This window comes from Erwinia magellanica, from assembly GCF_039023495.1.
Classification (GTDB): domain Bacteria; phylum Pseudomonadota; class Gammaproteobacteria; order Enterobacterales; family Enterobacteriaceae; genus Erwinia.
On sequence record NZ_JBCHVC010000007.1, the window covers coordinates 39,595 to 62,616 of the forward strand.

The 23,022-nt window shown below is 54.6% G+C and carries 23 protein-coding genes; 10 read left to right on the top strand and 13 right to left on the bottom strand.

What is annotated here, in order from left to right:
- Positions 1–77 precede the first annotated feature (77 nt).
- The 3 genes from tpiA (at position 78) to AAH450_RS19575 (ending at position 5,388) form a co-directional block, all read left to right on the top strand.
- Entirely contained in the window at positions 78–845 is a 768-nt protein-coding gene (tpiA, locus tag AAH450_RS19565; protein WP_342911700.1) for a triose-phosphate isomerase, read from the top strand.
- 427 nt (positions 846–1,272) lie between these two features.
- Complete coding sequence (gene mqo / locus AAH450_RS19570) at positions 1,273–2,889, top strand: malate dehydrogenase (quinone) (protein ID WP_463322748.1); 1,617 nt, start codon at positions 1,273–1,275, stop codon at positions 2,887–2,889.
- Positions 2,890–3,006: 117 nt separating this feature from the next.
- The gene (locus AAH450_RS19575; RefSeq protein WP_342911701.1) at positions 3,007–5,388 is read left to right on the top strand and encodes a phosphoketolase family protein; all 2,382 of its coding nucleotides are present in this window, start codon (positions 3,007–3,009) and stop codon (positions 5,386–5,388) included.
- A gap of 39 nt (positions 5,389–5,427) precedes the next feature.
- On the opposite strand, the gene AAH450_RS19580 is transcribed toward AAH450_RS19575, so the two are convergent.
- Entirely contained in the window at positions 5,428–6,012 is a 585-nt protein-coding gene (locus tag AAH450_RS19580) for a LysE family translocator (RefSeq protein WP_318791864.1), read from the bottom strand.
- 136 nt (positions 6,013–6,148) lie between these two features.
- Here AAH450_RS19580 and AAH450_RS19585 point away from each other — a divergent pair, with 136 nt between their 5' ends.
- The gene (locus AAH450_RS19585; RefSeq protein ID WP_342911702.1) at positions 6,149–7,606 is read left to right on the top strand and encodes an aminotransferase-like domain-containing protein; all 1,458 of its coding nucleotides are present in this window, start codon (positions 6,149–6,151) and stop codon (positions 7,604–7,606) included.
- A gap of 2 nt (positions 7,607–7,608) precedes the next feature.
- Here AAH450_RS19585 and AAH450_RS19590 read toward each other — a convergent pair whose 3' ends face one another.
- Complete coding sequence (locus AAH450_RS19590) at positions 7,609–8,232, bottom strand: glutathione S-transferase family protein (RefSeq protein WP_342911703.1); 624 nt, start codon at positions 8,230–8,232, stop codon at positions 7,609–7,611.
- Between the two features lie 161 nt (positions 8,233–8,393).
- On the opposite strand from AAH450_RS19590, the gene AAH450_RS19595 reads away from it, so the two are divergent.
- Entirely contained in the window at positions 8,394–9,245 is an 852-nt protein-coding gene (locus AAH450_RS19595; protein ID WP_342911704.1) for a PhzF family phenazine biosynthesis protein, read from the top strand.
- Positions 9,246–9,385: 140 nt separating this feature from the next.
- On the opposite strand, the gene AAH450_RS19600 is transcribed toward AAH450_RS19595, so the two are convergent.
- Positions 9,386–10,144 carry an SDR family NAD(P)-dependent oxidoreductase gene (locus AAH450_RS19600; RefSeq protein ID WP_342911705.1) on the bottom strand — a complete coding sequence of 253 codons (759 nt, stop codon included), beginning with the start codon at positions 10,142–10,144 and terminating at the stop codon, positions 9,386–9,388.
- Positions 10,145–10,259: 115 nt separating this feature from the next.
- Between AAH450_RS19600 and AAH450_RS19605 the strand changes: the two genes are divergently transcribed.
- A complete protein-coding gene (locus AAH450_RS19605; RefSeq protein WP_342911706.1) occupies positions 10,260–11,159 on the top strand; it encodes a LysR family transcriptional regulator in 900 nt (299 codons plus the stop codon).
- A 57-nt stretch (positions 11,160–11,216) separates the two neighbouring features.
- Positions 11,217–12,221, top strand: coding sequence for an inner membrane protein YhjD (yhjD, locus tag AAH450_RS19610; protein WP_342911707.1), 1,005 nt, complete (start codon positions 11,217–11,219; stop codon positions 12,219–12,221).
- 15 nt (positions 12,222–12,236) lie between these two features.
- Here yhjD and AAH450_RS19615 read toward each other — a convergent pair whose 3' ends face one another.
- The 5 genes from AAH450_RS19615 to cpxP form a co-directional block, all read right to left on the bottom strand.
- Positions 12,237–13,019, bottom strand: a complete 783-nt coding sequence (locus AAH450_RS19615) for a CDP-diacylglycerol diphosphatase (protein ID WP_342911708.1) — start codon at positions 13,017–13,019, stop codon at positions 12,237–12,239.
- A gap of 187 nt (positions 13,020–13,206) precedes the next feature.
- Positions 13,207–14,199 (bottom strand): sulfate ABC transporter substrate-binding protein, encoded by a 993-nt coding sequence (locus AAH450_RS19620; protein WP_342911709.1) that lies wholly within the window; start codon positions 14,197–14,199, stop codon positions 13,207–13,209.
- Between the two features lie 142 nt (positions 14,200–14,341).
- The gene (gene pfkA / locus AAH450_RS19625; protein ID WP_342911710.1) at positions 14,342–15,304 is read right to left on the bottom strand and encodes a 6-phosphofructokinase; all 963 of its coding nucleotides are present in this window, start codon (positions 15,302–15,304) and stop codon (positions 14,342–14,344) included.
- A gap of 210 nt (positions 15,305–15,514) precedes the next feature.
- Positions 15,515–16,417, bottom strand: a complete 903-nt coding sequence (fieF, locus tag AAH450_RS19630) for a CDF family cation-efflux transporter FieF (RefSeq protein WP_342911711.1) — start codon at positions 16,415–16,417, stop codon at positions 15,515–15,517.
- Positions 16,418–16,536: 119 nt separating this feature from the next.
- Entirely contained in the window at positions 16,537–17,046 is a 510-nt protein-coding gene (cpxP, locus tag AAH450_RS19635; protein ID WP_342911712.1) for a cell-envelope stress modulator CpxP, read from the bottom strand.
- Between the two features lie 151 nt (positions 17,047–17,197).
- On the opposite strand from cpxP, the gene cpxR reads away from it, so the two are divergent.
- From cpxR to trmL, 3 genes are read left to right on the top strand one after another with little or no spacing between them, the layout of a single operon-like run.
- The gene (cpxR, locus tag AAH450_RS19640) at positions 17,198–17,896 is read left to right on the top strand and encodes an envelope stress response regulator transcription factor CpxR (protein WP_306209070.1); all 699 of its coding nucleotides are present in this window, start codon (positions 17,198–17,200) and stop codon (positions 17,894–17,896) included.
- On the top strand, positions 17,893–19,269 hold the full coding sequence (gene cpxA / locus AAH450_RS19645; RefSeq protein WP_318791853.1) for an envelope stress sensor histidine kinase CpxA: 1,377 nt from the start codon (positions 17,893–17,895) through the stop codon (positions 19,267–19,269). Before cpxR ends, cpxA begins: the two co-directional genes overlap by 4 nt.
- A 43-nt stretch (positions 19,270–19,312) precedes the next feature.
- Entirely contained in the window at positions 19,313–19,786 is a 474-nt protein-coding gene (gene trmL / locus AAH450_RS19650) for a tRNA (uridine(34)/cytosine(34)/5-carboxymethylaminomethyluridine(34)-2'-O)-methyltransferase TrmL (RefSeq protein ID WP_342911713.1), read from the top strand.
- Between the two features lie 3 nt (positions 19,787–19,789).
- Here the strand turns inward: trmL and cysE are convergent, their stop codons facing one another.
- From cysE to AAH450_RS19675, 5 genes are all read right to left on the bottom strand, one after another.
- A complete protein-coding gene (cysE, locus tag AAH450_RS19655; protein WP_318791851.1) occupies positions 19,790–20,611 on the bottom strand; it encodes a serine O-acetyltransferase in 822 nt (273 codons plus the stop codon).
- A 66-nt stretch (positions 20,612–20,677) separates the two neighbouring features.
- Positions 20,678–21,697 carry an NAD(P)H-dependent glycerol-3-phosphate dehydrogenase gene (gene gpsA / locus AAH450_RS19660; protein WP_342911714.1) on the bottom strand — a complete coding sequence of 340 codons (1,020 nt, stop codon included), beginning with the start codon at positions 21,695–21,697 and terminating at the stop codon, positions 20,678–20,680.
- Entirely contained in the window at positions 21,697–22,161 is a 465-nt protein-coding gene (gene secB / locus AAH450_RS19665) for a protein-export chaperone SecB (protein ID WP_342911715.1), read from the bottom strand. Before secB ends, gpsA begins: the two co-directional genes overlap by 1 nt.
- 49 nt (positions 22,162–22,210) lie before the next feature.
- Entirely contained in the window at positions 22,211–22,462 is a 252-nt protein-coding gene (gene grxC, locus AAH450_RS19670; RefSeq protein WP_342911716.1) for a glutaredoxin 3, read from the bottom strand.
- A gap of 14 nt (positions 22,463–22,476) precedes the next feature.
- Positions 22,477–22,908: a rhodanese-like domain-containing protein gene (locus AAH450_RS19675; RefSeq protein WP_318791847.1), complete on the bottom strand. Its 432-nt coding sequence runs from the start codon at positions 22,906–22,908 to the stop codon at positions 22,477–22,479.
- Positions 22,909–23,022: the final 114 nt, after the last annotated feature.

Here is a 23,022-nt window from a genome sequence, read left to right on the forward strand (position 1 = left end):
GATCTCTATACTGTCTGGCAGACAACTCTGCTCTGGCAGGGTAATTTAACAGCATCGCGCTAAGCGTGGAGGATATAATGCGACATCCGTTAGTCATGGGTAACTGGAAACTGAACGGCAGCAAAAAGATGGTCAACGAACTGATTGCCGGCTTGCGTAACGAGCTGAGCAGCGTTGACGGCTGCGGCGTAGCCATTGCCCCTCCGGCGGTCTATCTGGATCTGGCAAAACATGCCGCTTCCGGTAGCCACATTGCGCTTGGCGCACAGAACGTTGATGTGAATCTGTCTGGCGCATTCACCGGCGAACTCTCTGCCGACATGCTGAAAGATATCGGCGCACAGTACATCATCATCGGCCACTCTGAACGTCGCACTTATCATAAAGAGAGTGACGAGCTGATTGCCAAAAAATTTGCCGTGCTGAAGGCCGCAGGCCTGATCCCTGTGCTCTGCATCGGTGAAACCGAAGCAGAAAACGAAGCGGGCAAAACGGAAGAAGTGTGCGCACGTCAGATCGATGCCGTGCTGAATACCCAGGGCGCCGAGGCTTTCAACGGCGTGGTTGTGGCTTATGAGCCAGTCTGGGCTATCGGTACCGGTAAATCCGCTACCCCTGCGCAGGCTCAGGCAGTACACAAATTTATCCGTGACCACATCGCTAAGAAAGATGCGACCGTGGCTGCGCAGGTTATCATTCAGTACGGCGGTTCTGTTAACGACAAGAACGCAGCAGAACTGTTTGCTCAGCCAGACATCGATGGTGCCCTGGTTGGCGGCGCGTCACTGAAAGCTGATGCTTTCGCCGTGATTGTTAAAGCCGCAGCAGCAGCAAAACAAGCCTGACGATCTGCCTCCTGCGCTGGCCACAGCGCAGGAGTTTTCCTTTTCCACTCTTATTCCCCCTCTTCAGACCGGCAGCCCTGTTTCGGGCCTGCGAAGTCTTCCACCCTGCTTACTTATGCTAAGTCTTTGATTATAAATTAACCTTTCCGAAATCCGCATTTGTTAACGGCTCCATGTCACAGCCGGTATCAATGTTACTAATTTCGTTTGATTTTTCATTCTCATTTTTAATCTTTAAACAATTTTTTAAATGACTCGTAACAATGGTATATTTCTGTCGAGCCATAAGATTTCAGTATGTTCGTTTTATGGTGGGTTAACGAAAACTGCCCCTGGAATAATGAGACAGCGGAACGCGCTCCTCAGAAGCCGTGTCTGTTTCCCTGCTTAACTTGTTGAAAAAATCAACGCCCGGAGATGTCGCCTCATGCGAAAAACTGCTGCACTCCAGTCTGTCTGCACTGAAAAGATGGGTTTTGCTGAATCGGCCAAGGCCGGAGAATACAACGACGTCGATCTGTTACTGATCGGCGGCGGCATTATGAGCGCCACGCTCGGCACCTATTTACAGGAGCTGGAGCCGGAATGGCGTATTAGCATGGTGGAGCGCCTGGAAAACCCTGCTGAAGAAAGCTCTAACGGCTGGAACAATGCGGGCACGGGTCACTCCGCGCTGGCCGAAATGAACTATACCCCAGAGAAAGAAGACGGTTCGGTTGAGATCAAAAAGGCCGTGGAGATTAATGAGGCCTTCCAGATCTCCCGCCAGTTTTGGGCACATCAGGTTCGCAAAGGGACCCTGACTAACCCGCGCAGCTTTATCAACAGCGTTCCGCATATGAGCTTTGTCTGGGGCGAAGAAAATGTCACCTTCCTGAAAAGACGTTACCAGGCGCTGCAAAAAAGCAGTCTGTTCCGCGGTATGGAATATTCAGAAGACCCGGAGCTGATCAGGCAATGGGTGCCGCTGATGATGGAAGGCCGCGAGCAAACCGACCCGGTCGCCGCCACGCGCATCTCAAGCGGAACTGACGTGAATTTCGGCGAAATCACCTGCCAGCTGGTGGCATCGTTGCAGAAAAGCAGGAACTTCAGGCTCCAAACCCGTCATGAGGTTCGCGACATCAGGCGCAATGATGATGAGAGCTGGAGCGTGACGATCGCCGACCTGAATACCAAAGGTCAGCAAAAAACCGTGCGTGCGCGCTACGTCTTTATTGGCGCAGGCGGTGCGGGCCTGACGCTGCTGCAAAAATCCGGCATTCCTGAAGTCAAAGATTATGCTGGTTTCCCGGTAGGGGGCGAGTTCCTGGTCTCTGACAATCCCGAAGTGGTGAAACGTCATCTGGCGAAAGTGTATGGTAAAGCCTCCGTGGGCGCCCCGCCGATGTCCGTGCCGCACCTGGATACCCGTATGCTGGACGGCAGGCAGACCCTGCTGTTTGGCCCGTTTGCCACCTTCTCTACCAAATTTCTTAAGCAGGGTTCACTGTGGGATATGTTTGCTTCGCTGACTTCCTCCAACCTGCTGCCGATGATGCAGGTTGGCCTGAATAATTTCAGTCTGGTGAAATATCTGATGGGTCAGGTCATGCTGACCGATGAAGATCGCCTGAAAGCGTTGCAGGACTATTTCCCGGAAGCCAGAAAGGAAGACTGGCGCCGCGTGAAGGCGGGCCAGCGTGTGCAGATCATCAAGAAAGAAGCGGGTAAAGGCGGTGTGCTGAAGCTGGGCACCGAAGTCGTCACCTCGCAGGATGGCACGCTCTCTGCTCTGCTTGGCGCCTCGCCGGGTGCTTCAACCGCCGCCCCCATCATGATCGAGCTGATGAGCAAAGTTTTCCATGAACGCTTTTCCTCATTCGAATGGCAGACAAAGCTGAAAGCGATGATCCCTTCTTATGGTCAGAAGCTGAATGGCAACGTGGCGGCGACGGAAAAAGAGATGGCGGAAACCTGCCGTATCCTGCAACTGGAGTACACGCCTGCATCTGCTGCCAATGACGAAGCCGCAGAAGCTGAGGCCGCGGTGGTCGGCAAGTAACCTCGCCTTCCGATCCCGGGGCGGATAGATTCCGCCCTTTTTTACCTCCCACTTTCCTCTGCCCGATCGACACAAGCGTCTATGCTTTTAGCTGACCCGTATTAAAGGAGAAGCAGGATGGACACATCTTTACCTCAGCCGATCACTGATAACGAACTCTCTCTGCTGGACCGCTACTGGCGAGCCGCAAATTACCTGTCGGTGGGGCAGATCTATCTGATGGATAACCCGCTTCTCAGAGAGCCTCTGCTGCCACAGCACATCAAACCCCGCCTGTTGGGCCACTGGGGAACCACACCCGGACTGAATTTTATCTATGCGCACCTCAACCGCATTATCCGTCAGCGTGACCTCAATCTGCTCTATATCTGCGGTCCGGGACACGGGGGGCCAGGCATGGTTGCCAATACCTGGCTTGAAGGCACCTACAGCGAAATCTATCCCGATATCAGTGCGGATGCCCAGGGCATGCGTAAACTCTTCAGGCAGTTCTCTTTCCCCGGCGGGATCCCAAGCCATGCGGCGCCCGAGACGCCAGGCTCCATCAATGAAGGCGGTGAACTGGGGTACTCGCTGGTACATGCATTTGGGGCCGTTTTTGATAATCCAGGACTGATTGCGCCCTGCATTATTGGTGATGGCGAAGCGGAAACCGGGCCGCTGGCCTCAAGCTGGCACGGTACCAAATTCCTGAATGCCGCCCGTGATGGTGCGGTCCTGCCCATTCTGCATCTCAATGGCTATAAAATTGCCAATCCCACTCTGCTGGGTCGTTCCAGTGATGAGGATCTGCAACAGCTGTTTACCGGCTACGGTTACGATCCGCTGTTTGTGGTGGGAGATGATCCGCACCAGATGCATAGCGATATGGCCGCCGCCTTTGATAAAGCGTTCGACCGTATCCATCAGTTACAGCAGGAAGCACGAAGCGGTGTGGCAGCGACACGCATTCCGCGCTGGCCAATGATTATTCTGCGCAGCCCCAAAGGCTGGACGGGACCGAAATCGGTAGATGGTAAAAAAGTTGAAGGGTTCTGGCGCGCTCACCAGGTGCCGGTTTCATCGTGCCGTGAGGATGAAAACCATCGTCAGATTCTGGAATCCTGGCTGAGAAGCTATCGCCCCGATGACCTGTTTGATGCGGAAGGCAGGCTGAAACCTGAACTCCAGGCGCTGGCGCCCGAAGGGGATAAAAGGATGGGAGCCACGCCCTACGCTAACGGCGGGCGGCTGCGGCAGGAACTTAACGTGCCCGATATCCGCCAGTTTGCCGTTGAGGTTGCCAGCCCCGGCGGCAGCCAGGATCAGTCCACGGCAGTGCTCGCCAGCTATCTCAGCGAGATATTCCGCAGTAATCCCGACAACTTCCGCCTGTTCGGGCCAGACGAAACCGCATCAAACCGTCTGGGACGGGTCTTTGATGTGACCAGCCGAACCTGGATGGAAAGGATTGAAACCTATGATGAGCAGCTCTCGCCAGATGGCCGCGTTATGGAGATCCTCAGCGAGCATCAGTGTCAGGGCTGGCTGGAGGGCTATCTGCTGACCGGCAGGCATGGTCTGTTTACCTGTTACGAAGCCTTTATCCACATTGTGGATTCAATGTTCAACCAGCACGCCAAATGGCTGAAGGTGTCGCGTAAGCTGCCGTGGCGCAAGCCCATCTCTTCACTGAACTATCTGCTTTCTTCTCACGTCTGGCGTCAGGATCACAACGGTTACAGCCATCAGGATCCCGGTTTTATCGATCACGTTGCCAACAAAAAAGCGGATATTGTCCGTATTTACCTGCCGCCAGACGCCAATACCCTACTGTGGGTAGGCGACCACTGCCTGCGAACCTGGGATCGTATCAATGTGATCATCGCAGGCAAGCAGCCCGAGCCGCAGTGGCTGACTATGGAGCAGGCTGTCACGCATTGCGAAAAGGGCATGGGCATCTGGTCCTGGGCCGGGAATGAGCAACCGGGCAGTGAGCCGGATGTGGTCATGGCCTGTGCGGGGGATGTGCCAACGCTGGAAACCATGGCCGCGGTTGATCTGCTTCGTCAGTGGCTGCCGGAACTGAAAGTTCGGGTTGTGAATGTGGTCGATTTGCTGGCGCTGCAAACCAGAGAGCAGCATCCCCATGGCCTGGAAGATGGGGCGTTTGATGAGATATTTACCGCCGATAAACCGGTGGTCTTCGCTTTCCACGGCTATCCAGCCCTGATCCACCGGCTGACTTACCAGCGAAACAATCACCGTAATTTCCATGTGAAAGGTTTCAATGAGGAAGGCACCACCACCACACCCTTTGATATGACGGTGCTTAACGAGCTGGACCGTTATCATCTGGCGCAGGAAGCGATTATGCGCGTACCGGGGCTGGCAGAGAAGGCCTCAGACGTGCTGGATAAAATTCAGGACAAACTGGCTGAGCATCACCGCTGGGTTCGTGAACAGGGAGAAGACTTGCCGGAAGTGCTGAACTGGGTATGGCCCTCCAGCGCGCGTTAACCATTATCCTGTGGGCGACCAGCGGGTCGCCCACAGCTTTCAGAGTTGCACTGCTTCCACCAGCATCCAGAGCGTGGTGATAACCAGCGAGAGCGCCATTACCCCATTAAACACGCGCAGCTTCCAGGGCACCTGTAAGTGCTTACCCAGCCGATCGCCCATCGCCGCCCAGATCAAAATGCATGGCAGATTCAGCGCCATAAAGCCAAACATGACCGTGACAATACCGCTGCTGGCGGTATACATCAGCGCCACGTTCGTCGCCATCAGCCAGGCTTTCGGATTGATGGCCTGAAACATCGCACCGCCGATCAGCGTCATTGGCTGTGCTTTTTCACGCAGCTTTGGCGCGCCCGAGCGGAAAATTTTCCAGGAAAGCCACAGCAGGTATGCGCCCCCCATCAGCGTCAGCGGCAGAAGAACCGCGCTCATCCATTGCAGCAATACCTCAAGCAGCAATCCCGCTATCGCCGTCTGAATGCCGCATCCAACCATGATCCCCAGCAGCATAGGCAGCGTTCGGCGCATGCCGAAATTGACGCCAGAAGTGGCCAGCATCAGGTTGTTCGGCCCTGGCGTAATGGACATCACGGTAACGTAACTGATAAAGGAAGGATCGAGCATGGTCTGTCTCCTGGGTGCGGTTGAGAACACCATGTTAAGGAGATCACGCCGATGGTAACAGATTCAGAAATACACTATTGTGATGAGTACAAAGGCTGTTTTCATTAAACTGTACCCATTACCAGGGCAGGCGACTGTGTCCATTATCGACGCGCAGGAGAGTACGCTTTACCATCAGCTGGCTGAAACGCTGGCGGAGGCCATCCACAACGGTACTTATCTGCCCGGAAGCCGCCTGCCCGCTATCCGGCGCTGTGCCAGCAACCACCAGCTAAGCGTAAACACCGTGCTCACAGCCTACCGTATCCTGGAAGATCGCGGCCTGATCGAAGCCAGACCCCAGTCGGGCTATTACGTCCGTGGAAGGCTGCCTTCGGTGAAAACCAGCGGCGACCGACAGGCAAAGGTGCGCTCACCCGGCAGTGAAAAGCTGGATTTGATCGACGCCGTATTTGCCGCGCAGAACCATCCCGACTACACCAATATCTCGCTGGCCTGCCCGCAAAACAGCGACTTCTTTCCCACGGCCAAAATCAGCCGCATTATGGCTTCTCTGCTTCGACGTGAACCCGATTTAATTGGTCGCTATGCTCTGCCGCCGGGTAGTCAGCGCCTGAGGCGGGAAATTGCGCGCCGGGCGATGGACCTGGGGATGACGCTGACCGCTGAAGAGGTGACGCTGACACACGGCTGCATGGAGGCGCTCCAGCTGGCGCTGCGAGCCATCACCACGCCGGGAGACTGCGTAGGTATAGAGACGCCCACCTATTTTTATCTGTTCCCGCTGCTGGCAAGCCTTGGTCTGAAAGTGGTTGAAATCCCTACCGATCCCCAGCATGGACTCTCGCTTGATGCTCTGGAGTTGCTGCTACAGGAGAATCGTTTGCAGGCGCTGATCGCTATGCCAAACGTGCAAAACCCGCTGGGGTGCAGCATGAAATTGCAGGATAAAAAACGGCTGGCGAAGCTGGTCAATCGCTATAAAGTGCCGCTGATTGAAGACGGGCTGTATGCCGAGCTGCAATTCTGTTGGCCGCTCTCCCCGGCGGTCAAAGCCTTTGATACCGACGGCTGGGTGCTGCATTGCGCCAGTTATACCAAAACGGTGGCACCCGACTTTCATCTGGGCTGGATTGCAGCCGGGCGCTTCAGTAAGGAGCTGGCCAGGCTTAAATCTGTCTCTTCACTCGCTGAGTCACGGCTGTTGTCCGAGACGCTGGGGCTGTTTCTGGAATCTGGCGGGTACGACCATCACCTGCGTTCTATGCGCCGCCGCTACGCTGCGCAACTGGATGAAGTCAGGGGCATTATTGCCCGTTATTTCCCTCTGGGAACCCAGGCCACGATGCCAGGCGGAGGCTATGTTTTTTGGGTAGAGTTACCGGGCAAGGTGGATACGGTAGATCTGTTTCACCGATTGCTACAGGAGAAAATCTGCCTGACGCCGGGGGCGCTCTATACCCTGAGCGATCGCGGAAACCACGCGCTGCGGCTCTCCTGCTGCTACCCGTTCGATGAGCGTTATACCTGGGCGCTGAAGCGAACGGGCGCGCTGGCATGTGAAATCAGCGGTATTGCCGCAGGCAAGCTCTGACGTTAAGGCGTGCCGTTTCGGCCCCACGTGGCATAGCCTTTACGTTCGGTCAGCCGCTCGTAATAGGCCCGCACGGCAGGAAACGCAGGGTGGTCCAGCGGCGTCTCAAACCAGCGGTTAACAGACAGCCCTACCGGGATGTCAGCAAGCGAGAAGGCGCTGCCTGCCACATAGGCGCCGGTACGTTCCAGCTGAGCATTCAGAATGGCCATGGTGTAAGACCAGCCTTTGCAGGCTGCGGCCAGCAGCCGGGGGTCCTGATGCGCAGGTGAGTGACGCACTAACGCCATAAAGGCGTAACGCCAGGAGGTGTTCAGCTCGGTTGCCTGCCAGTCAGTCCACTGGTCAACGGGCGCACGAGCACGGGGGTCTTCAGGATAGAGCCAGCCGCCGCCGTAGGCGTTCGCCAGATAGCGGATAATGGCGTTGGATTCCCACATAACGAAATCCCCGTCCTGGATAACCGGCACCAGGGCATTAGGATTCAGCGCTCTGAAGGAAGCCTCCTGCGGAGACTTAAACCCCTCGCCCCACTCTTCACGGCGAAAGGGAATATTCAGCTCTTCACAGATCCAGAGTACTTTTCGCACATTAATGGAGGAGGCGCGCCCCAGTATTTTCAGCATAGATCCTTCACTTATTGGTTCAGGTTTTGGCTATTAATACGCATATTCTGTCGGACTGACAATGGCCAACCCCAGCCCGACTTAACAGTTATGGCACCCCGCTACACTCAGCGGAAAGATTCAGGATACTCTTACACATCATAACCAAAAGGAGATGCGCGATGACACAATTACGTGCGTTTAAGCAGGTTGACGTATTTACTTCTTCTCCCCTGAATGGCAATCCACTGGCGGTGATTATGGATGCCAGCGGCCTGAGCGATGAACAGATGGCGACGGTTGCCCGCTGGACGAATCTTTCAGAGACCACTTTTATTCTGCCCGCGCAGGATCCGGCGGCTGACTATCGTGTGCGTATTTTCACGCCAGATCTTGAGCTGCCTTTTGCCGGTCATCCTACTCTTGGCAGTGCGCATGCGCTGATTGAATCTGGCATTACCCTTAAGCAGCCCGGCAGGATTGTCCAGGAGTGCGAGCTGGGGCTGATATCGATAAAGATAGCGGCTGACGGCGCGCTGGCCTTCTCAGCGCCGGAGGCGACGCTAACGGAGTTCTCCGATGCGTCCTTAAGCAGCGCGCTTGGCTGCGATGCAATCGAATCCGCACTGCCGGTGATGGTAGCCGATATGGGGATCCGCTGGCTGCTGGTGCCGATGCAGTCGGCTGAAGCGGTACTGGCGATTAAGCCCAGCCTCACTGAGTTTGAAAACGTGATGCGTATCGCGAAGGTGAATGGCGTAATGCCTTTTGCTCCTGTCGACGGCGTTGCCGGACAGTATGAAGTTCGCGGTCTGCTGGTTGAAAACGGATCGTTAACGGAAGACCCGGTCACTGGCAGCGCTAACGCCTGTCTGGCTCGCTACCTGCAAGCTCGGGGCGTGGAGCTGGATTACCGGGTACGCCAGGGGACAGCAATGCAGCGCGCTGGCCGCCTCAGCGTGACTTATGCGACCGATGGCGTCTGGATTGGCGGCCAGACGGTAACGGTGATTGAGGGTACGCTGAAGATTTAAGACCCTGGTCGGCCTCAGCCTGCATCACACAACGGCAAGATGCACCACACCCTGGCAACAGCGCCCGTTAAGTCAGGAACAAAACACGGCTTCCTTCATCCTGAGGGAAGCCTGGGGTTTACTCGTCTGTAACCAGAGCCTCAGAGAAACATACCGCCCGAAGCTTCAATACGCTGGCCGTTGATCCAGCCGCTCTCGTCGCTGAGAAGCTGGGCGATGGCATTGCCGATGTCGTCCGGCTGCCCCACGCGGCCCAGTGCAGTTTGCGAAGCCACAAAAGCATTCACCTCAGGATTATCGCGCACCATGCCATCGCTGAAATCGGTGGCGATAGCGCCCGGCGCCAGGATATTCACGCTGATGCGCCGCTCTCCTAACTCTCTGGCCTGATAACGGGTCAGTACCTCCATTGCGCCTTTGACGGAAGCATAGGCGCTGGAACCCGGCAGGCTGAAACGGGCCAGACCGCTTGAAATATTAAGTATCCGGCCACCATCAATCATCAACGGCAGCAGCTTCTGCGTCAGGAAAAAAGGCCCCTTAAAGTGGACATTCACCATCTCATCAAACTGCGCTTCGGTAGTCTGATTAAAACTGGCATGCAATGCCGTACCGGCGTTGTTTAATAAATAGTCAAAATTGTCACGTTGCCAGACGATCTGTAGCTGCTCCTGCACTTTACCAACGAAGTCGGCAAAGCTGCTGCTGTCCGCTACATCGAGCTGGAGAGCCACTGCGTCAGCGCCAAGTGCCCGGATGCGCTTGACCACCTGCTCTGCTTCCTGCTGCTTATGACGATATGTCAAAATGCTGTTAACGCCCCGTGCGGCCAGCTTAAGGGCGGCATTTTCACCTAAACCCCGGCTTCCGCCGGTGATAATTGCAATTTTAGCGCTCATTTTCTTCTCCGTTTCATTCACTGTGGACAAAAAACAGGATATTACCTGCGTTCTGATCTATAAATGAGCTTGATAACGCTTCACTGTTTCACTCTGAACAACAATGAGCGCATTAATGGATAAAATTCAAGCAATGCAGGTCTTTGTTCGGGTAGCTGAACTTCAGAGCTTTACCCGTGCAGCGGAAAGCCTGGGAGTGCCGAAAGGAAGTCTCTCCCGCCAGCTTCAGGCGCTGGAAAACAGTATGGGTACGCGTCTGTTACACCGCACCACCCGCCGGGTTCAGCTCACCCAGGACGGTCTGGTCTATTACGAACGCTGCCGCGATGTACTTGCCACGCTGGAGGAGATGGATTCCCTGTTTCAGCACGATCCGGCCACGCTGAGCGGCCGGATAAGGGTAGATATGTCCGTCAGCCTGGCCTGCCATTTTATTCTGCCGCTGCTGCCCCAGTTTTTGCAGCAATATCCCGGTATTGAGCTGGAGTTAAGCAGCAGCGACCGCCGTGTTGATGTGGTGCGCGAAGGGTTTGACTGCGTGGTGCGTGGCGGCGTGTTAGATGATTCAGGACTGATCGCCCGCCCGCTGGGTACGCTGACGATGGTCAACTGCGCCAGTCCCGGCTACCTTGAGCGGTTTGGCACGCCCCTTACGCTGGAAGATCTCGGCCAACATGCCATGGTGCACTACAGTCGGCAGCTGGGGAGCCATCCGGCAGGCTTTGAGTTCTACGACGGCAAAACCACGCACTTTATTAAGACCGGCGGCGCAGTGACCGTAAACAATACGGAAACCTATCGCACAGCCTGTCTCTCAGGATTGGGCATTATTCAGGCTCCGCTGTCAGGGGTGAAGGCCTCGCTAAAGGATAAAAAGCTGGTCGAAATCCTCCCCTATTTTCGCGCTGAACCGATGCTTCTTTCGCTGATCTATCCCCATCGCCGTAATCTCGCCAGGCGGGTACACATCTTTATGGAATGGCTCACGCAGGCAATGAAACAGTACATAGCCTGACGAGGCGGCTATAATTTCACGCAGATACATTTATTTGAAGGACATAAAGAAGGGTACATGAAGGAAAATCAACCGGCTGAAGAGCAGCAAAAAGCAGAAAAACCTCTGATCAACATTAAAACGGGCAACCCTACCGTCGACAAATCCATCACCCGGCTTTCGCGCCTGGTTAGCTGGTTCCAGGCTATTCCGACGGTAGCGCATTTTCTCCGTGCGGGAGAGCGCTTTAACGATCGTCTTGGCAGCCAGTTTGGCGCGGCCATTACCTATTTTTCGTTTCTGTCGCTGATCCCTATTTTGATGGTCTCCTTTGCCGCGGTGGGCTTTGTGCTCGCCTCTAACCAGGATCTGTTGACGGAGTTGATCAATAAGATCGTCAATAATATCAGCGATCCCACGCTGGCTTCGACGCTGAAAAACACCGTGAATACTGCGGTTCAGCAGCGTACCACCGTTGGGCTGACAGGATTGTTTATCGCCCTCTACTCAGGCATTAGCTGGATGGGCAACCTGCGCGAAGCCATTCGCGCCCAGTCGCGCGATGTCTGGGAGCGAAACGAGCAGGATAAGGAGAAAATCTGGTTCAAATATACCCGTGATTTTATTTCGCTGATCGGGCTGGTGCTCGCTCTGATCGTGACGCTGTCGCTGACTTCTATCGCTGGCGCAGCGCAGGAGGCGATCGTTCGCGCACTGGGGCTGGAGGGGATTGAGTGGCTCAGACCGGCGATGACGCTGATTGCGCTTTCCATCTCCATTATGGCGAACTATCTGCTGTTTTTGTGGATATTCTGGATCCTGCCGCGCCATAAACCGCGTAAGAAAGCGCTGTTTCGCGGCACGTTGCTGGCCGCTATCGGCTTTGAGGTGATTAAATTTATTATGACCCTGACGCTGCCCAAACTGGCCTCGTCTCCTTCTGGCGCAGCGTTTGGATCGGTCCTGGGCCTGATGGCGTTCTTCTACTTTTTTGCCCGCCTGACATTGTTCTGCGCCGCGTGGATAGCTACAGCAAAATATAAGGATGACGAGCCTGTCGAGGTTCCCGCAAGAAAAGCCTGAATTCTGCCCACCCCACTAAAGGGCAACGTCCGTTGTCTTCGAAAGGCTCAGTATGCTGCAGGTATGATCCTGCAGCTCTTCCGCAGAGCCATTATTCATCAACAGCAGATTCCGTTTAATCACCATCAGCGCACGGCGGCCATCCGGTAGCGCAGCAATGGCGATGCCATATTTGTACATCTCTTCGCGGGCGCCTGGGAGTTCGCTGGCGATGCGAATAAACGGGCTCATTTTCTTGGTCTCGTCACGCGTTACGGCCCGCACCTGATAAACATGTTCGCCTAACTGTTCAGACTGCCAGAGGCTGGTGAGGCTGTCGCTCAGGCTGTCCAGACGCTGGCGAATATCGGGCCGCAGGCAGGAGATATGAATATGCAGCTGATTTTGCGTTCTGCCCCGCAGGGAGTTAACAGTCACCGCCACCGCGCTGTCCGCTATCGGCGCACCGCGTTTCTCTTCCATATAGTGACGCGCACGCCAGGCTTCAGCAAAATAATTGGGCGTGGAAGGATTAAGCAGGATCGGACTCTCAATACCGGTAATTTTTTCGACCGGCATCAGTAAATATTGCAGGGGACCATTACGATCTTTCAGTACCACAAAACCATTTCGTAAATCCACTTTGCGACAGGGCGTTGGATCGTTGTTTTGATTTTGGTTAGGCAAGCATTTTTGACTGACGATATTCCAGAGAGCATTGGAATTCATTCTGAAATTCAATGCCATAGAAGCACAACCCGCCGTCACTACTATCCCCGCTATTGCCACCGCAATCAGGACGCGCGATCTCCCCTTCATGATCAAAACCTCTGGTTATTCTCTGTCCGTAATGTAAACGAACCATCAAAGAAGATCATGTCAAATAATCAATCGCGGTGACCATTTTTTACGCTTTAACTTATTTGTATCCGGAAGAGTGACGAAGGGGGTGTGGTTTAAAAAAAGGGGGAAGCGGGCGGTGAGATAAATCACCGCCCTGAAGAAATTAATCTGGTTTCATTACCTGATCATAAGTCCCACCGTCGGCAAAGTGGGTTTTCTGAGCTTTGGTCCAGCCACCAAATTTATTATCGATGGTAAACAGTTTCACCGGCGCGAAGGTGCTGGAAAATTTCTTAGCAATATCGGGATCGCGTGGACGGTAGTAGTTCTGTGCGGCGATAGTCTGCCCTTCCGGAGAATAAAGGTACTTCAGGTAGGCATCGGCCACTTTACGGGTGTCACGTTCATCCACCACTTTATCTACCACAGAGACGGTAGGCTCAGCCAGGATCGATTCGTCCGGGGTCACGATATCAAACTTGTCTTTACCCAGCTTGTTCACCGCCAGATAAGCTTCGTTTTCCCAGGCGATTAGCACATCGCCCAGGCCGCGCTCAACAAAGGTGTTGGTTGCACCGCGAGCGCCGGAATCCTGCACTTCCACATTTTTGAACAGGGCTTTTACATAGGCCTGAGCTTTAGCCTGGTCGCCATTATTCTGGTCCAGCGCCCAGCCCCATGCTGCCAGGTAGTTCCAGCGCGCGCCGCCAGAAGTTTTAGGATTTGGCGTGATCACCGAAACGCCCGGTTTGATAAGATCGTTCCAGTTGTGGATCTGTTTTGGATTACCCTTGCGCACCAGGAAGACGATGGTCGAAGTATAGGGCGCAGAGTTCTCGGGAAGCCGCTTAATCCAGTTTTTATCAATACGACCGCGCGCAGCAATCGCATCAACATCAGATTCCAGCGCCAGAGTGACGACATCAGCACGAATGCCGTTGATCACGGAGGTGGCCTGTTTGCCGGAACCGCCATGGGACTGGCGGATGACCACATTGTCCCCGGTTTCCTGTTTATAATGCGCGCTGAAGGCTTTGTTGTACTGTTCATACAGCTCACGAGTCGGATCGTAAGAAACATTCAGCAGCTGAATATCTTTTGCCAGGACGCTGGTTGAGGCCAGTAACAGGGTTAATCCCACACTCCACTTCTTCATCACACTCTCCCAAAGGTTTTTTGCTGAGAGTAGCGTGACACAAAGTGATTCGCGGTTTAAAGAATTAAAAAATAGCTTTAATAACCTTTGGGTATATAGAGAGGCAGAATAAAGGCGCTGTGACTCAGCGCCCTGTTTGTCATTAATAGAGCTTTTTCGCCGTATCCAGCCAGTCGCCTTTAAACGGACGCTTCATGTTTTCAATGGCATCAATAATATCGTGGTGCACCATTTTCTCATTCTGGATACCCACACAGCGACCACCGTAGCCCTGTAGCAGCAGCTCAATGGAGTAGGCGCCCATACGGGAGGCCAGAATGCGGTCATAAGCTACCGGTGCGCCGCCGCGCTGAATATGCCCCAGCACGGTAGAACGGGTTTCGCGTTTGGTTTCAGACTCGATGTACTTCGCCAGCTCATCGATATCGCAAATGTGCTCAGTAATCGCCACAATCGCGTGCTTTTTGCCTTTGGCGATGCCCGCTTTGATCTCTTCCACCAGCTCTTCACGGGTGTAAGGGATCTCAGGTAAGACGATAAATTCACAGCCGCCTGCAATGGCTGCGGCCAGTGTCAGATCGCCGCAGTAACGCCCCATCACTTCAACAATTGAGATACGCTGATGGGAAGAGGAGGTATCACGCAGGCGGTCAATTGCCTCCACTACCGTTTCAAGGGCGGTGAAATAACCGATGGTGTAATCCGTCCCGGCTACGTCGTTATCAATGGTGCCCGGCAGGCCGATACAGGGGAAGCCCATCTCGGTAAGGCGTTTGGCACCCATGTAGGAACCGTCACCGCCAATAACCACCAGCGCATCAATGCCGCGCTTTTTCATATTTTCGATAGCAACCTGACGCACGCTTTCTTCGCGGAATTCAGGGAAACGCGCCGACCCCAGGAAGGTGCCGCCGCGGTTAATCATGTCAGAGACGCTATAACGGTCCAGGTTGGCCATGCGATCTTCGTACAGACCCAGGTAGCCATCATAAATGCCACACACTTCCAGGCCTTCACTGAGGGCGGCCCGAACCACGCCCCTGATGGCTGCGTTCATACCCGGAGCGTCACCGCCGCTTGTCAGTACACCGATTTTTTTAATCATGACAACCTCTGAACTTGTTAATGCGAATGTTAAATGCTGGACGCCGTGGAAGGTCGACGCATGAAGGCGAGCTTACCGACTAATGATGGCAATAGTATATCAAAGCCAGGGGGCTGAATTGATTCAGGTCAGCGATCATTCAGCTATTTTTTTTGCGCCCCATCACGTTTTAGCTAATGATTTGGCTAACTCCTTTATTTACCGGAAAAATTATAGCTTAAGTCCCTTTGCCAGCTCCGCGGGCACCACCGAACAGGGATCCTGATGAATGATAACGTCAGAGCCAGGGAAACGCTCCAGGAGCGCTTTTTCAACCTCTTCGGCCATTTTATGCGCCTGAAAAAGGGGAAGATCATCATCCATTTCAAGATGCAGCTGGATAAACCGGGTCGGGCCTGACTGACGGGTACGCACGTCGTGCGCACCCTGCACGCCGGGCCAGTTAGCAGCTATATCAATAATCATCTGGCGATCTTCATCGGGCAGCGCTCTGTCCAGCAGCGCCTGCACCGCTTCATAACCCATCCGCAGCGCGCTGTATAAAATCCAGACGCCGATGCCAAGCGCAAACAGCGCGTCTGCACGCCTGAAGCCATACCAGCTGAGACCTAACGCCAGCAAAATGGCTCCATTCATGATGACGTCAGACTGGTAATGAAGCATATCGGCGCGAATGGCCAGGCTGCGGGTCTTTTTCACCACCCATCGCTGAAAAGTCACCAGCGCCAGCGTAGAGAAAAGCGCAACCAGCGTGACCACTATCCCCACCATCGGCGCACGCATTTCATTGGGCGTAGCCAGATGTTGTAACCCCGTCAGGAACAGAAACAGCGCAGACCCCGAGATAAACATGCTCTGAGCGAGCGCAGCAAGCGACTCCGCCTTACCGTGCCCAAAAGTGTGCTCTGCATCGGCAGGCTGAAGAGAGTAACGCACCACGAAGAGATTGGTAAGGGAGGCAGCGATATCAACCAGAGAGTCGACAAGCGCCGCTAACAGGCTGACCGAACCGGTATACCACCAGGCAAAAATCTTCACCAACAGCAGTACTGAAGCCAGTGTGGTTGCCGCCAGCGCTGCCCGGTTTACCAGGCGGGCGTAGTGTTGATCCATGCCGCACTCCCTTTAGTTGAGAGCGTAAGTATACTGGATTTCAGGCAAAAAAAACCCCGCCATCATGGCGGGGGAAGACAGGGATGGTGTCTATGGCAAGGAAAAACAGGGATACTATGTTACTGGTTACTGCCGGTACTACTCACTGCCTGCAGCGATGAGGCCTGCTGCATGTTCGTCAGCTCGCGCATTTCATGCATGCGCTGCTGGTGTTTCTCATTTAAAACATCCTGCTGGGCGGGCGTTAACAGGTGGTACATCTGGTTGCGCACCCTGGCCATCTCGACCTGTCGTGCTACTTCCGCCTGTGCAATCCTGTTTAACTGCGCTTTGTAGGATGTTTCATCAAATTTTTCTGCAATAATCAGCTCGTGCAGTTGCTCTAAATCGTTAATACTTATAGGAGAACTTTCATGACGCGCCTGCTGCATCAGATCTCGCATTTGTTGACGCTGCTGTTCCGTGAGATTGATGCCATCAAACATGTGACTCTGCGGAATTTGCGCCATACTGCGTGGCGCCGCGTTGTCCTGATGCATCTCGTCAGTCGTCGTCATTTCTGCAGCCCATGCGGCGGAGAAACTAAGTATCAGCGCCGGAACCACAACGACGGCGGTAACTTTGCGCATCGTTAACTCCCAGGTTGGTTTCCACTTTTTGATTCAACGAGAGCCAGTCTACGGGGCCAGCTGCAAACATGCGTCAGGCGGTGTAAAACTACGTAAAGTCATGGAATGACAGCATTCGTTCACGGTATTTTGCCTGCGGAGGGCAATAAAAATGAATAAAATCCTGTTGGTTGACGATGACCGCGAATTGACTTCGCTACTGAAAGAATTACTTGAGATGGAAGGGTTTGACGTACTGGTAGCCGGCGACGGTGAACAGGCTCTGGCCTTGTTAGATAATACTATCGACCTCTTACTGCTGGACGTCATGATGCCGAAAAAGAATGGTATCGACACCCTGAAAGAGCTACGTCAGCAACATCAAACGCCGGTCATTATGCTGACAGCGCGCGGAAGCGAGTTAGATCGCGTTCTGGGGCTGGAATTGGGAGCAGATGACTACTTGCCTAAGCCGTTTAACGATCGCGAACTGGTGGCCCGTATACGCGCTATTTTGCGACGCTCAAACTGGAGTGAACAGCAGCAGCAGCATGACAACAGCTCCCCTACGCTGGAGGTGGACCACCTGCGTCTGAATCCGGGGCGTCAGGAAGCGAGTTTTGAGGGTGTGGCGCTGGATTTAACCGGCACCGAATTTACCCTGCTCTATCTGCTTGCCCAGCACCTGGGACAGGTGGTTTCTCGTGAACATCTCAGTCAGGAAGTTCTTGGCAAACGCTTAACGCCGTTCGATCGCGCCATCGATATGCATATTTCAAACCTGCGCCGGAAGTTGCCGGATCGCAAAGATGGCCATCCGTGGTTTAAAACGCTGCGTGGCCGTGGCTATCTGATGGTTTCCGCTACATGATCTCAAGCCTGACTACCCGCATCTTCGCCATATTCTGGCTCACCCTGGCACTGGTGTTGATGCTGGTTTTAATGGTGCCAAAGCTGGATACCCGCCAGATGACGCCGCTGCTGGATAACGAGCAGCGTCAGGGCACCATGATTGAACAGCACGTGGAAGCGGAGCTGATGCAGGACCCGCCCAATGACCTGATGTGGTGGCGCAGGTTGTTCCGCGCTATCGACAAGTGGGCTCCTCCCGGCCAGCGGCTTTTGCTGGTGACCAGTGAGGGGCGCGTCATTGGCGCGCAGCATAACGAAATGCAGGTGATCAGGAACTTTATCGGCCAGTCCGATAATGCCGATCATCCGCAGAAGAAGAAATATGGCCGTGTCGAGATGGTCGGCCCCTTCTCCGTTCGTGACGGGGAAGATAACTATCAGCTCTACCTGATTCGCCCGGCGGGCAGTTCGCAGCTGGACTTTATCAATCTGCTCTTTGACCGTCCGCTGCTGCTGCTGATTGTCACCATGCTCATCAGCTCTCCGCTGCTGCTCTGGCTGGCATGGAGCCTGGCGAAGCCAGCGCGTAAACTCAAGCATGCCGCTGATGATGTCGCTGCCGGTAATCTGCGCCAGCGTCCGGAACTGGAAGCGGGGCCGCAGGAGTTTCTGGCTGCCGGGGCCAGCTTCAACCAGATGGTCAGCGCTCTGGAGAGAATGATGACCGGTCAGCAGCGTCTGCTCTCTGATATCTCCCATGAGCTGCGAACGCCACTGACGCGCCTGCAACTGGCCACTGCGCTGATGCGTCGTCGTCAGGGTGAGGGCAAAGAGCTACAGCGCATTGAGATGGAAGCGCAACGGCTGGATGGCATGATCAACGACCTGCTGGTGCTTTCACGCACGCAGCATAAAAATGCTCTGGTCAGTGAAGCCATGAAGGCCAACCAGCTCTGGTCAGGCGTGCTTGATGATGCGAAGTTTGAAGCTGAGCAGATGGGTAAAACGCTGGAGGTTCCCTATCCTCCTGGCCCCTGGCCGCTTTACGGTAACCCCAGCGCGCTGGACAGCGCCCTGGAGAATATCGTGCGCAACGCGCTACGCTACTCTTACTCTAAAATTGCCGTGAGTTTTTCAGTGGATAAACAGGGGATTACCATTCATGTGGATGATGATGGTCCTGGTGTAAGCGCTGAGGATCGCGAGCAAATTTTCCGGCCTTTCTATCGTACGGATGAAGCTCGCGATCGCGAATCGGGGGGAACGGGTCTTGGTCTGGCCATTGTGGAAACGGCTATTCAGCAACATCGTGGCTGGGTTAAGGCGGATGACAGTCCACTGGGCGGCCTGCGCCTGACAATCTGGCTACCGCTCTATTCCAGCAAAGCGTAATTATTTGCTATGCTTCGGCCCTCGCTAATGAGGGCCGTTGTCGATGCTGAATATCGTTCTGTTTGAACCTGAAATTCCCCCAAATACCGGAAATATTATCCGTCTTTGCGCCAATACGGGCTTCCAGCTCCATCTGATCCACCCGCTGGGCTTTACCTGGGACGATAAGCGCCTGCGCCGGGCCGGGCTGGACTACCACGAATTTGCGGCACTCAGGCACCATGATGATTACGCCGCCTTTCTGGCGGCAGAAGCGCCGCAGCGCCTGTTTGCGCTCACGACAAAAGGCACACCTGCGCACAGCGCGGTGAGCTATCAGAAAGGTGATTATCTGGTGTTTGGACCCGAGACCCGCGGCTTGCCAGCGGAGATCCTGAATGCGTTACCCACCGATCAAAAGATCCGTATTCCGATGCAGCCCGACAGCCGCAGCATGAATCTCTCTAACGCGGTTTCGGTGGTGGTGTACGAAGCCTGGCGCCAGCTGGGCTATGCTGGCGCAGTGGTGAAGGCGTAAAGATCAGATACCGTCGCCAAACTCGAAGCCTGGCACCATTCCGTTGAAGTGTTGATCCATCTCCATTGAGGGCTTATCGCTGTTGGGTTTGCCCACAATGCGTGCGGGTACGCCAGCAGCGGTGGTGTGCGGCGGCACGGGCTGTAGCACAACCGAGCCTGCGCCAATCTTCGCCCCGCGACCCACTTCGATGTTGCCGAGGATTTTCGCCCCGGCACCAATCATCACCCCTTCCCGAATTTTCGGATGACGATCGCCGCTGGTTTTGCCGGTTCCGCCCAGCGTGACCGACTGAAGAATAGAGACATCATCTTCGATCACTGCCGTTTCACCCACCACAATCCCGGTGGCGTGGTCCAACATGATGCCGCGGCCAATTTTGGCGGCGGGATGGATATCGACGGCGAAAGAGACGGAGACTTCGTTTTGCAGGTAAACGGCCAGCGCCCGACGGCCCTGGTTCCACAGCCAGTGGCCGATGCGGTAAGCCTGCAAGGCATGGAAGCCTTTGAGATAGAGCAGCGGAGTGGAGTATTTATCAATGGCCGGGTCACGCTGTCGCACGGCCTGGATATCGCAGGCCGCAGACTGAATCATCGATGGATCCTGGTTATAGGCTTCCTGCACGATTTCACGGATGGCGATAGCGGGCATGATTGGATTGGCCAGCTTATTGGCAAGCATATAGCTCAGCGCGCTTCCCAGATCGTCATGCTTCAGCAGCGTCGCGTGATAAAAACTGGCCAGCATCGGTTCGCAGTCAGCCAGCGCCCGCGCTTCAGCTTTGATATAATCCCAGACCAGTTCAGGTTCTACACACGGCATTGCTCTCTCCCCATCAAAAAAATAACGCGCGGGCATCCACGCGCTATATCACTGCGCTTCCCTTTCTCAGCCGATGCTGTTTTCGTCTTTCCTTGTACGCCCAAGCAAGCTCAATGCTGCCTCTCGCGCATTTTTTTCGCAATACAGAACCTGATATATTTGCTCGGTTATCGGCATCTCTACGCCGCAGCGCGCCGCCAGCGCCTTCACCTCTTTGGTATTTCGGAAACCTTCCACTACCTGACCAATGGTATTTTGCGCGGTTTCCACATCAATCCCCTGCCCCAGCATCATGCCGAAACGGCGATTGCGTGACTGGTTATCGGTACAGGTCAGCACCAGATCCCCTAAACCCGCCATTCCCATAAAGGTGGTTGGGTCAGCGCCAAGAGCGGAACCCAGGCGGCTCATCTCCGCCAGGCCACGGGTAATCAATGCCGTACGGGCGTTGGCGCCAAAGCCGATTCCATCTGAAATGCCGGCACCAATAGCGATGACGTTTTTCACCGCCCCGCCCAGCTGCACACCTATAAAGTCCGGGTTGTTGTAAACGCGGAAACTTTTGCCGCAGTGCAGCAAGGTTTGCAGATCGTTGGCGAACTCCGTCTCGGTGGCTGCCAGCGCAATGGCTGTCGGCAGACCGGCAGCCAGCTCTTTAGCAAACGTAGGGCCAGAGATCACCGCAAGAGGGATATCTGGCCCCAGGATCTCGCGCGCCACATCCTGTAGCAGCCGCCCCGTTTCTTTTTCCAGACCTTTAGTGGCCCAGACGATACGGGAGTCAGCGCGAAGGTGGGGTTTAATTTGCTGTAAAACATCGCCAAACACGTGGCTGGGAACCACCACCAGCAGGTCGCGACTGGCGGCAATTGCCGTAGCCAGATCGGTTTCAAGGCTCAGCGAAGCAGGAAAAGGAACATCGGGCAGGAAAGCCGCATTACAGCGGTCAGCCTGAAGCTGTGCCTGATGGTGTGGGTTATGCCCCCACAGCACCACGTTGTGCCCGTTACGGGCCAGCGTGATGGCTAAGGCGGTGCCGTAAGATCCGGCACCGAGGACGCTCATTGAAGCGTTAACGTGAGGCATTATGCATCCTGCTGAGGAGCGGCGCCTTCGTTTGACTGCTGAAGATAGTTCATGAACAGCGCGTCAAAGTTCACCGGAGCCAGGTTAAGCTGCGGGAAGGTACCGCGTGAAACCAGGCTGGTGATGCACTCGCGAGCATACGGGAACAGGATGTTCGGGCAGTATGCACCCAGGCAATGCGCCATCTGGTTGCCGTCGATACCAGTGACAGAGAAGATACCGGCCTGCTGAACTTCACACAGGAAAGCGGTCTCTTCGCCAACGGTTGCCGTCACGGTTACGCGCAGCACCACTTCGTAAACATCGTCTGCCAGCTGGCTGGAAGCGGTATCCAGATCCAGTTTCACTTCCGGTTCCCACTCTTTCTGGAAAACCTGAGGTGCGTTAGGGGCTTCAAAAGAGATGTCCTTGGTATAAATACGCTGGATCTGGAAAGCCATCTCGGTGTTATTTTGCTCTGACATGTACGTAATCCTATGGGTTAATAATCCGTTATTGCGCCACTCGCCCGTCTTATTTTACTAGCGGGTCGAGGCCTTGTCGGCCATCGAGCGCGAACAGGTCGTCACAGCCACCTATGTGCTGCGAATCAATAAAAATCTGGGGAACGGTGGTACGACCGCTACGTGTGATCATTTCGTCGCGTTTATCAGCATCGCCATCGATAGCGATCTCCTGATAAGTAATGCCTTTCTGGTCCAGCAGCGCTTTCGCCCGATGGCAGAAAGAACAGGTTGCTTTGGTGTAGATCTCAACGTTTGCCATACCCATCTCCACGTTTATTTACCACGCACCAGCGGCAGGTTTTCACCACTCCAGCCTGACACGCCATCTTTCAGTACGTACACGTTTTCAAAACCCGCCGCGTTAAGCTGGCCTGCCGGCTCTGCTGCGGAGGTGCCGTTGGCGCAAACCACAATGATTGGCTGCGCTTTATGTTTCTCTAATTCGCCAAAGCTGCCTTTCTTGATATCCGCTGCCAGAACGTTAATAGCATTAGAGATATGGCCTTTACGGTAGTCATCACGCCCACGCACATCAACCACCACGGCTTCTTCTTTATTAATCAGACGGGTTGCTTCACCACGGCTGATTGTTTTTACTTTTGAGAACATGCCCTTAACGGTGGTCACGATCACTAAAACCAACAGGACAACCCACGCCAGACTAAGAATGGTATGGCTGCCTGCGAACTGCATAATATCTTGCATGAGGGGTAACAACTCCCGAAAGGGTTAATAAGCGAAAACAAGGCTTCTGAGTATACCTGCCAGTGCTGCCATGTACAGTCGTGAAGCGGCCAGAGTTGCGTTTTCTGAGGCAGA

Excerpts from the sequence above, each read along its gene's own strand:
- AAH450_RS19615 (WP_342911708.1), bottom strand. The coding sequence starts at position 13,019 with ATGAAGGGGAGATCGCGCGTCCTGATTGCGGTGGCAATAGCGGGGATA.
- pfkA (WP_342911710.1), bottom strand. The coding sequence starts at position 15,304 with ATGATTAAAAAAATCGGTGTACTGACAAGCGGCGGTGACGCTCCGGGT.
- cpxR (WP_306209070.1), top strand. The coding sequence starts at position 17,198 with ATGAATAAAATCCTGTTGGTTGACGATGACCGCGAATTGACTTCGCTA.
- cpxP (WP_342911712.1), bottom strand. The coding sequence starts at position 17,046 with ATGCGCAAAGTTACCGCCGTCGTTGTGGTTCCGGCGCTGATACTTAGT.
- yhjD (WP_342911707.1), top strand. The coding sequence starts at position 11,217 with ATGAAGGAAAATCAACCGGCTGAAGAGCAGCAAAAAGCAGAAAAACCT.
- AAH450_RS19600 (WP_342911705.1), bottom strand. The coding sequence starts at position 10,144 with ATGAGCGCTAAAATTGCAATTATCACCGGCGGAAGCCGGGGTTTAGGT.
- AAH450_RS19620 (WP_342911709.1), bottom strand. The coding sequence starts at position 14,199 with ATGAAGAAGTGGAGTGTGGGATTAACCCTGTTACTGGCCTCAACCAGC.
- AAH450_RS19605 (WP_342911706.1), top strand. The coding sequence starts at position 10,260 with ATGGATAAAATTCAAGCAATGCAGGTCTTTGTTCGGGTAGCTGAACTT.
- AAH450_RS19580 (WP_318791864.1), bottom strand. The coding sequence starts at position 6,012 with ATGCTCGATCCTTCCTTTATCAGTTACGTTACCGTGATGTCCATTACG.
- AAH450_RS19590 (WP_342911703.1), bottom strand. The coding sequence starts at position 8,232 with ATGCTGAAAATACTGGGGCGCGCCTCCTCCATTAATGTGCGAAAAGTA.
- tpiA (WP_342911700.1), top strand. The coding sequence starts at position 78 with ATGCGACATCCGTTAGTCATGGGTAACTGGAAACTGAACGGCAGCAAA.
- secB (WP_342911715.1), bottom strand. The coding sequence starts at position 22,161 with ATGTCAGAGCAAAATAACACCGAGATGGCTTTCCAGATCCAGCGTATT.
- fieF (WP_342911711.1), bottom strand. The coding sequence starts at position 16,417 with ATGGATCAACACTACGCCCGCCTGGTAAACCGGGCAGCGCTGGCGGCA.
- mqo (WP_463322748.1), top strand. The coding sequence starts at position 1,273 with ATGCGAAAAACTGCTGCACTCCAGTCTGTCTGCACTGAAAAGATGGGT.
- AAH450_RS19595 (WP_342911704.1), top strand. The coding sequence starts at position 8,394 with ATGACACAATTACGTGCGTTTAAGCAGGTTGACGTATTTACTTCTTCT.
- cpxA (WP_318791853.1), top strand. The coding sequence starts at position 17,893 with ATGATCTCAAGCCTGACTACCCGCATCTTCGCCATATTCTGGCTCACC.
- gpsA (WP_342911714.1), bottom strand. The coding sequence starts at position 21,697 with ATGCCTCACGTTAACGCTTCAATGAGCGTCCTCGGTGCCGGATCTTAC.
- AAH450_RS19675 (WP_318791847.1), bottom strand. The coding sequence starts at position 22,908 with ATGCAAGATATTATGCAGTTCGCAGGCAGCCATACCATTCTTAGTCTG.
- grxC (WP_342911716.1), bottom strand. The coding sequence starts at position 22,462 with ATGGCAAACGTTGAGATCTACACCAAAGCAACCTGTTCTTTCTGCCAT.
- AAH450_RS19575 (WP_342911701.1), top strand. The coding sequence starts at position 3,007 with ATGGACACATCTTTACCTCAGCCGATCACTGATAACGAACTCTCTCTG.
- trmL (WP_342911713.1), top strand. The coding sequence starts at position 19,313 with ATGCTGAATATCGTTCTGTTTGAACCTGAAATTCCCCCAAATACCGGA.
- cysE (WP_318791851.1), bottom strand. The coding sequence starts at position 20,611 with ATGCCGTGTGTAGAACCTGAACTGGTCTGGGATTATATCAAAGCTGAA.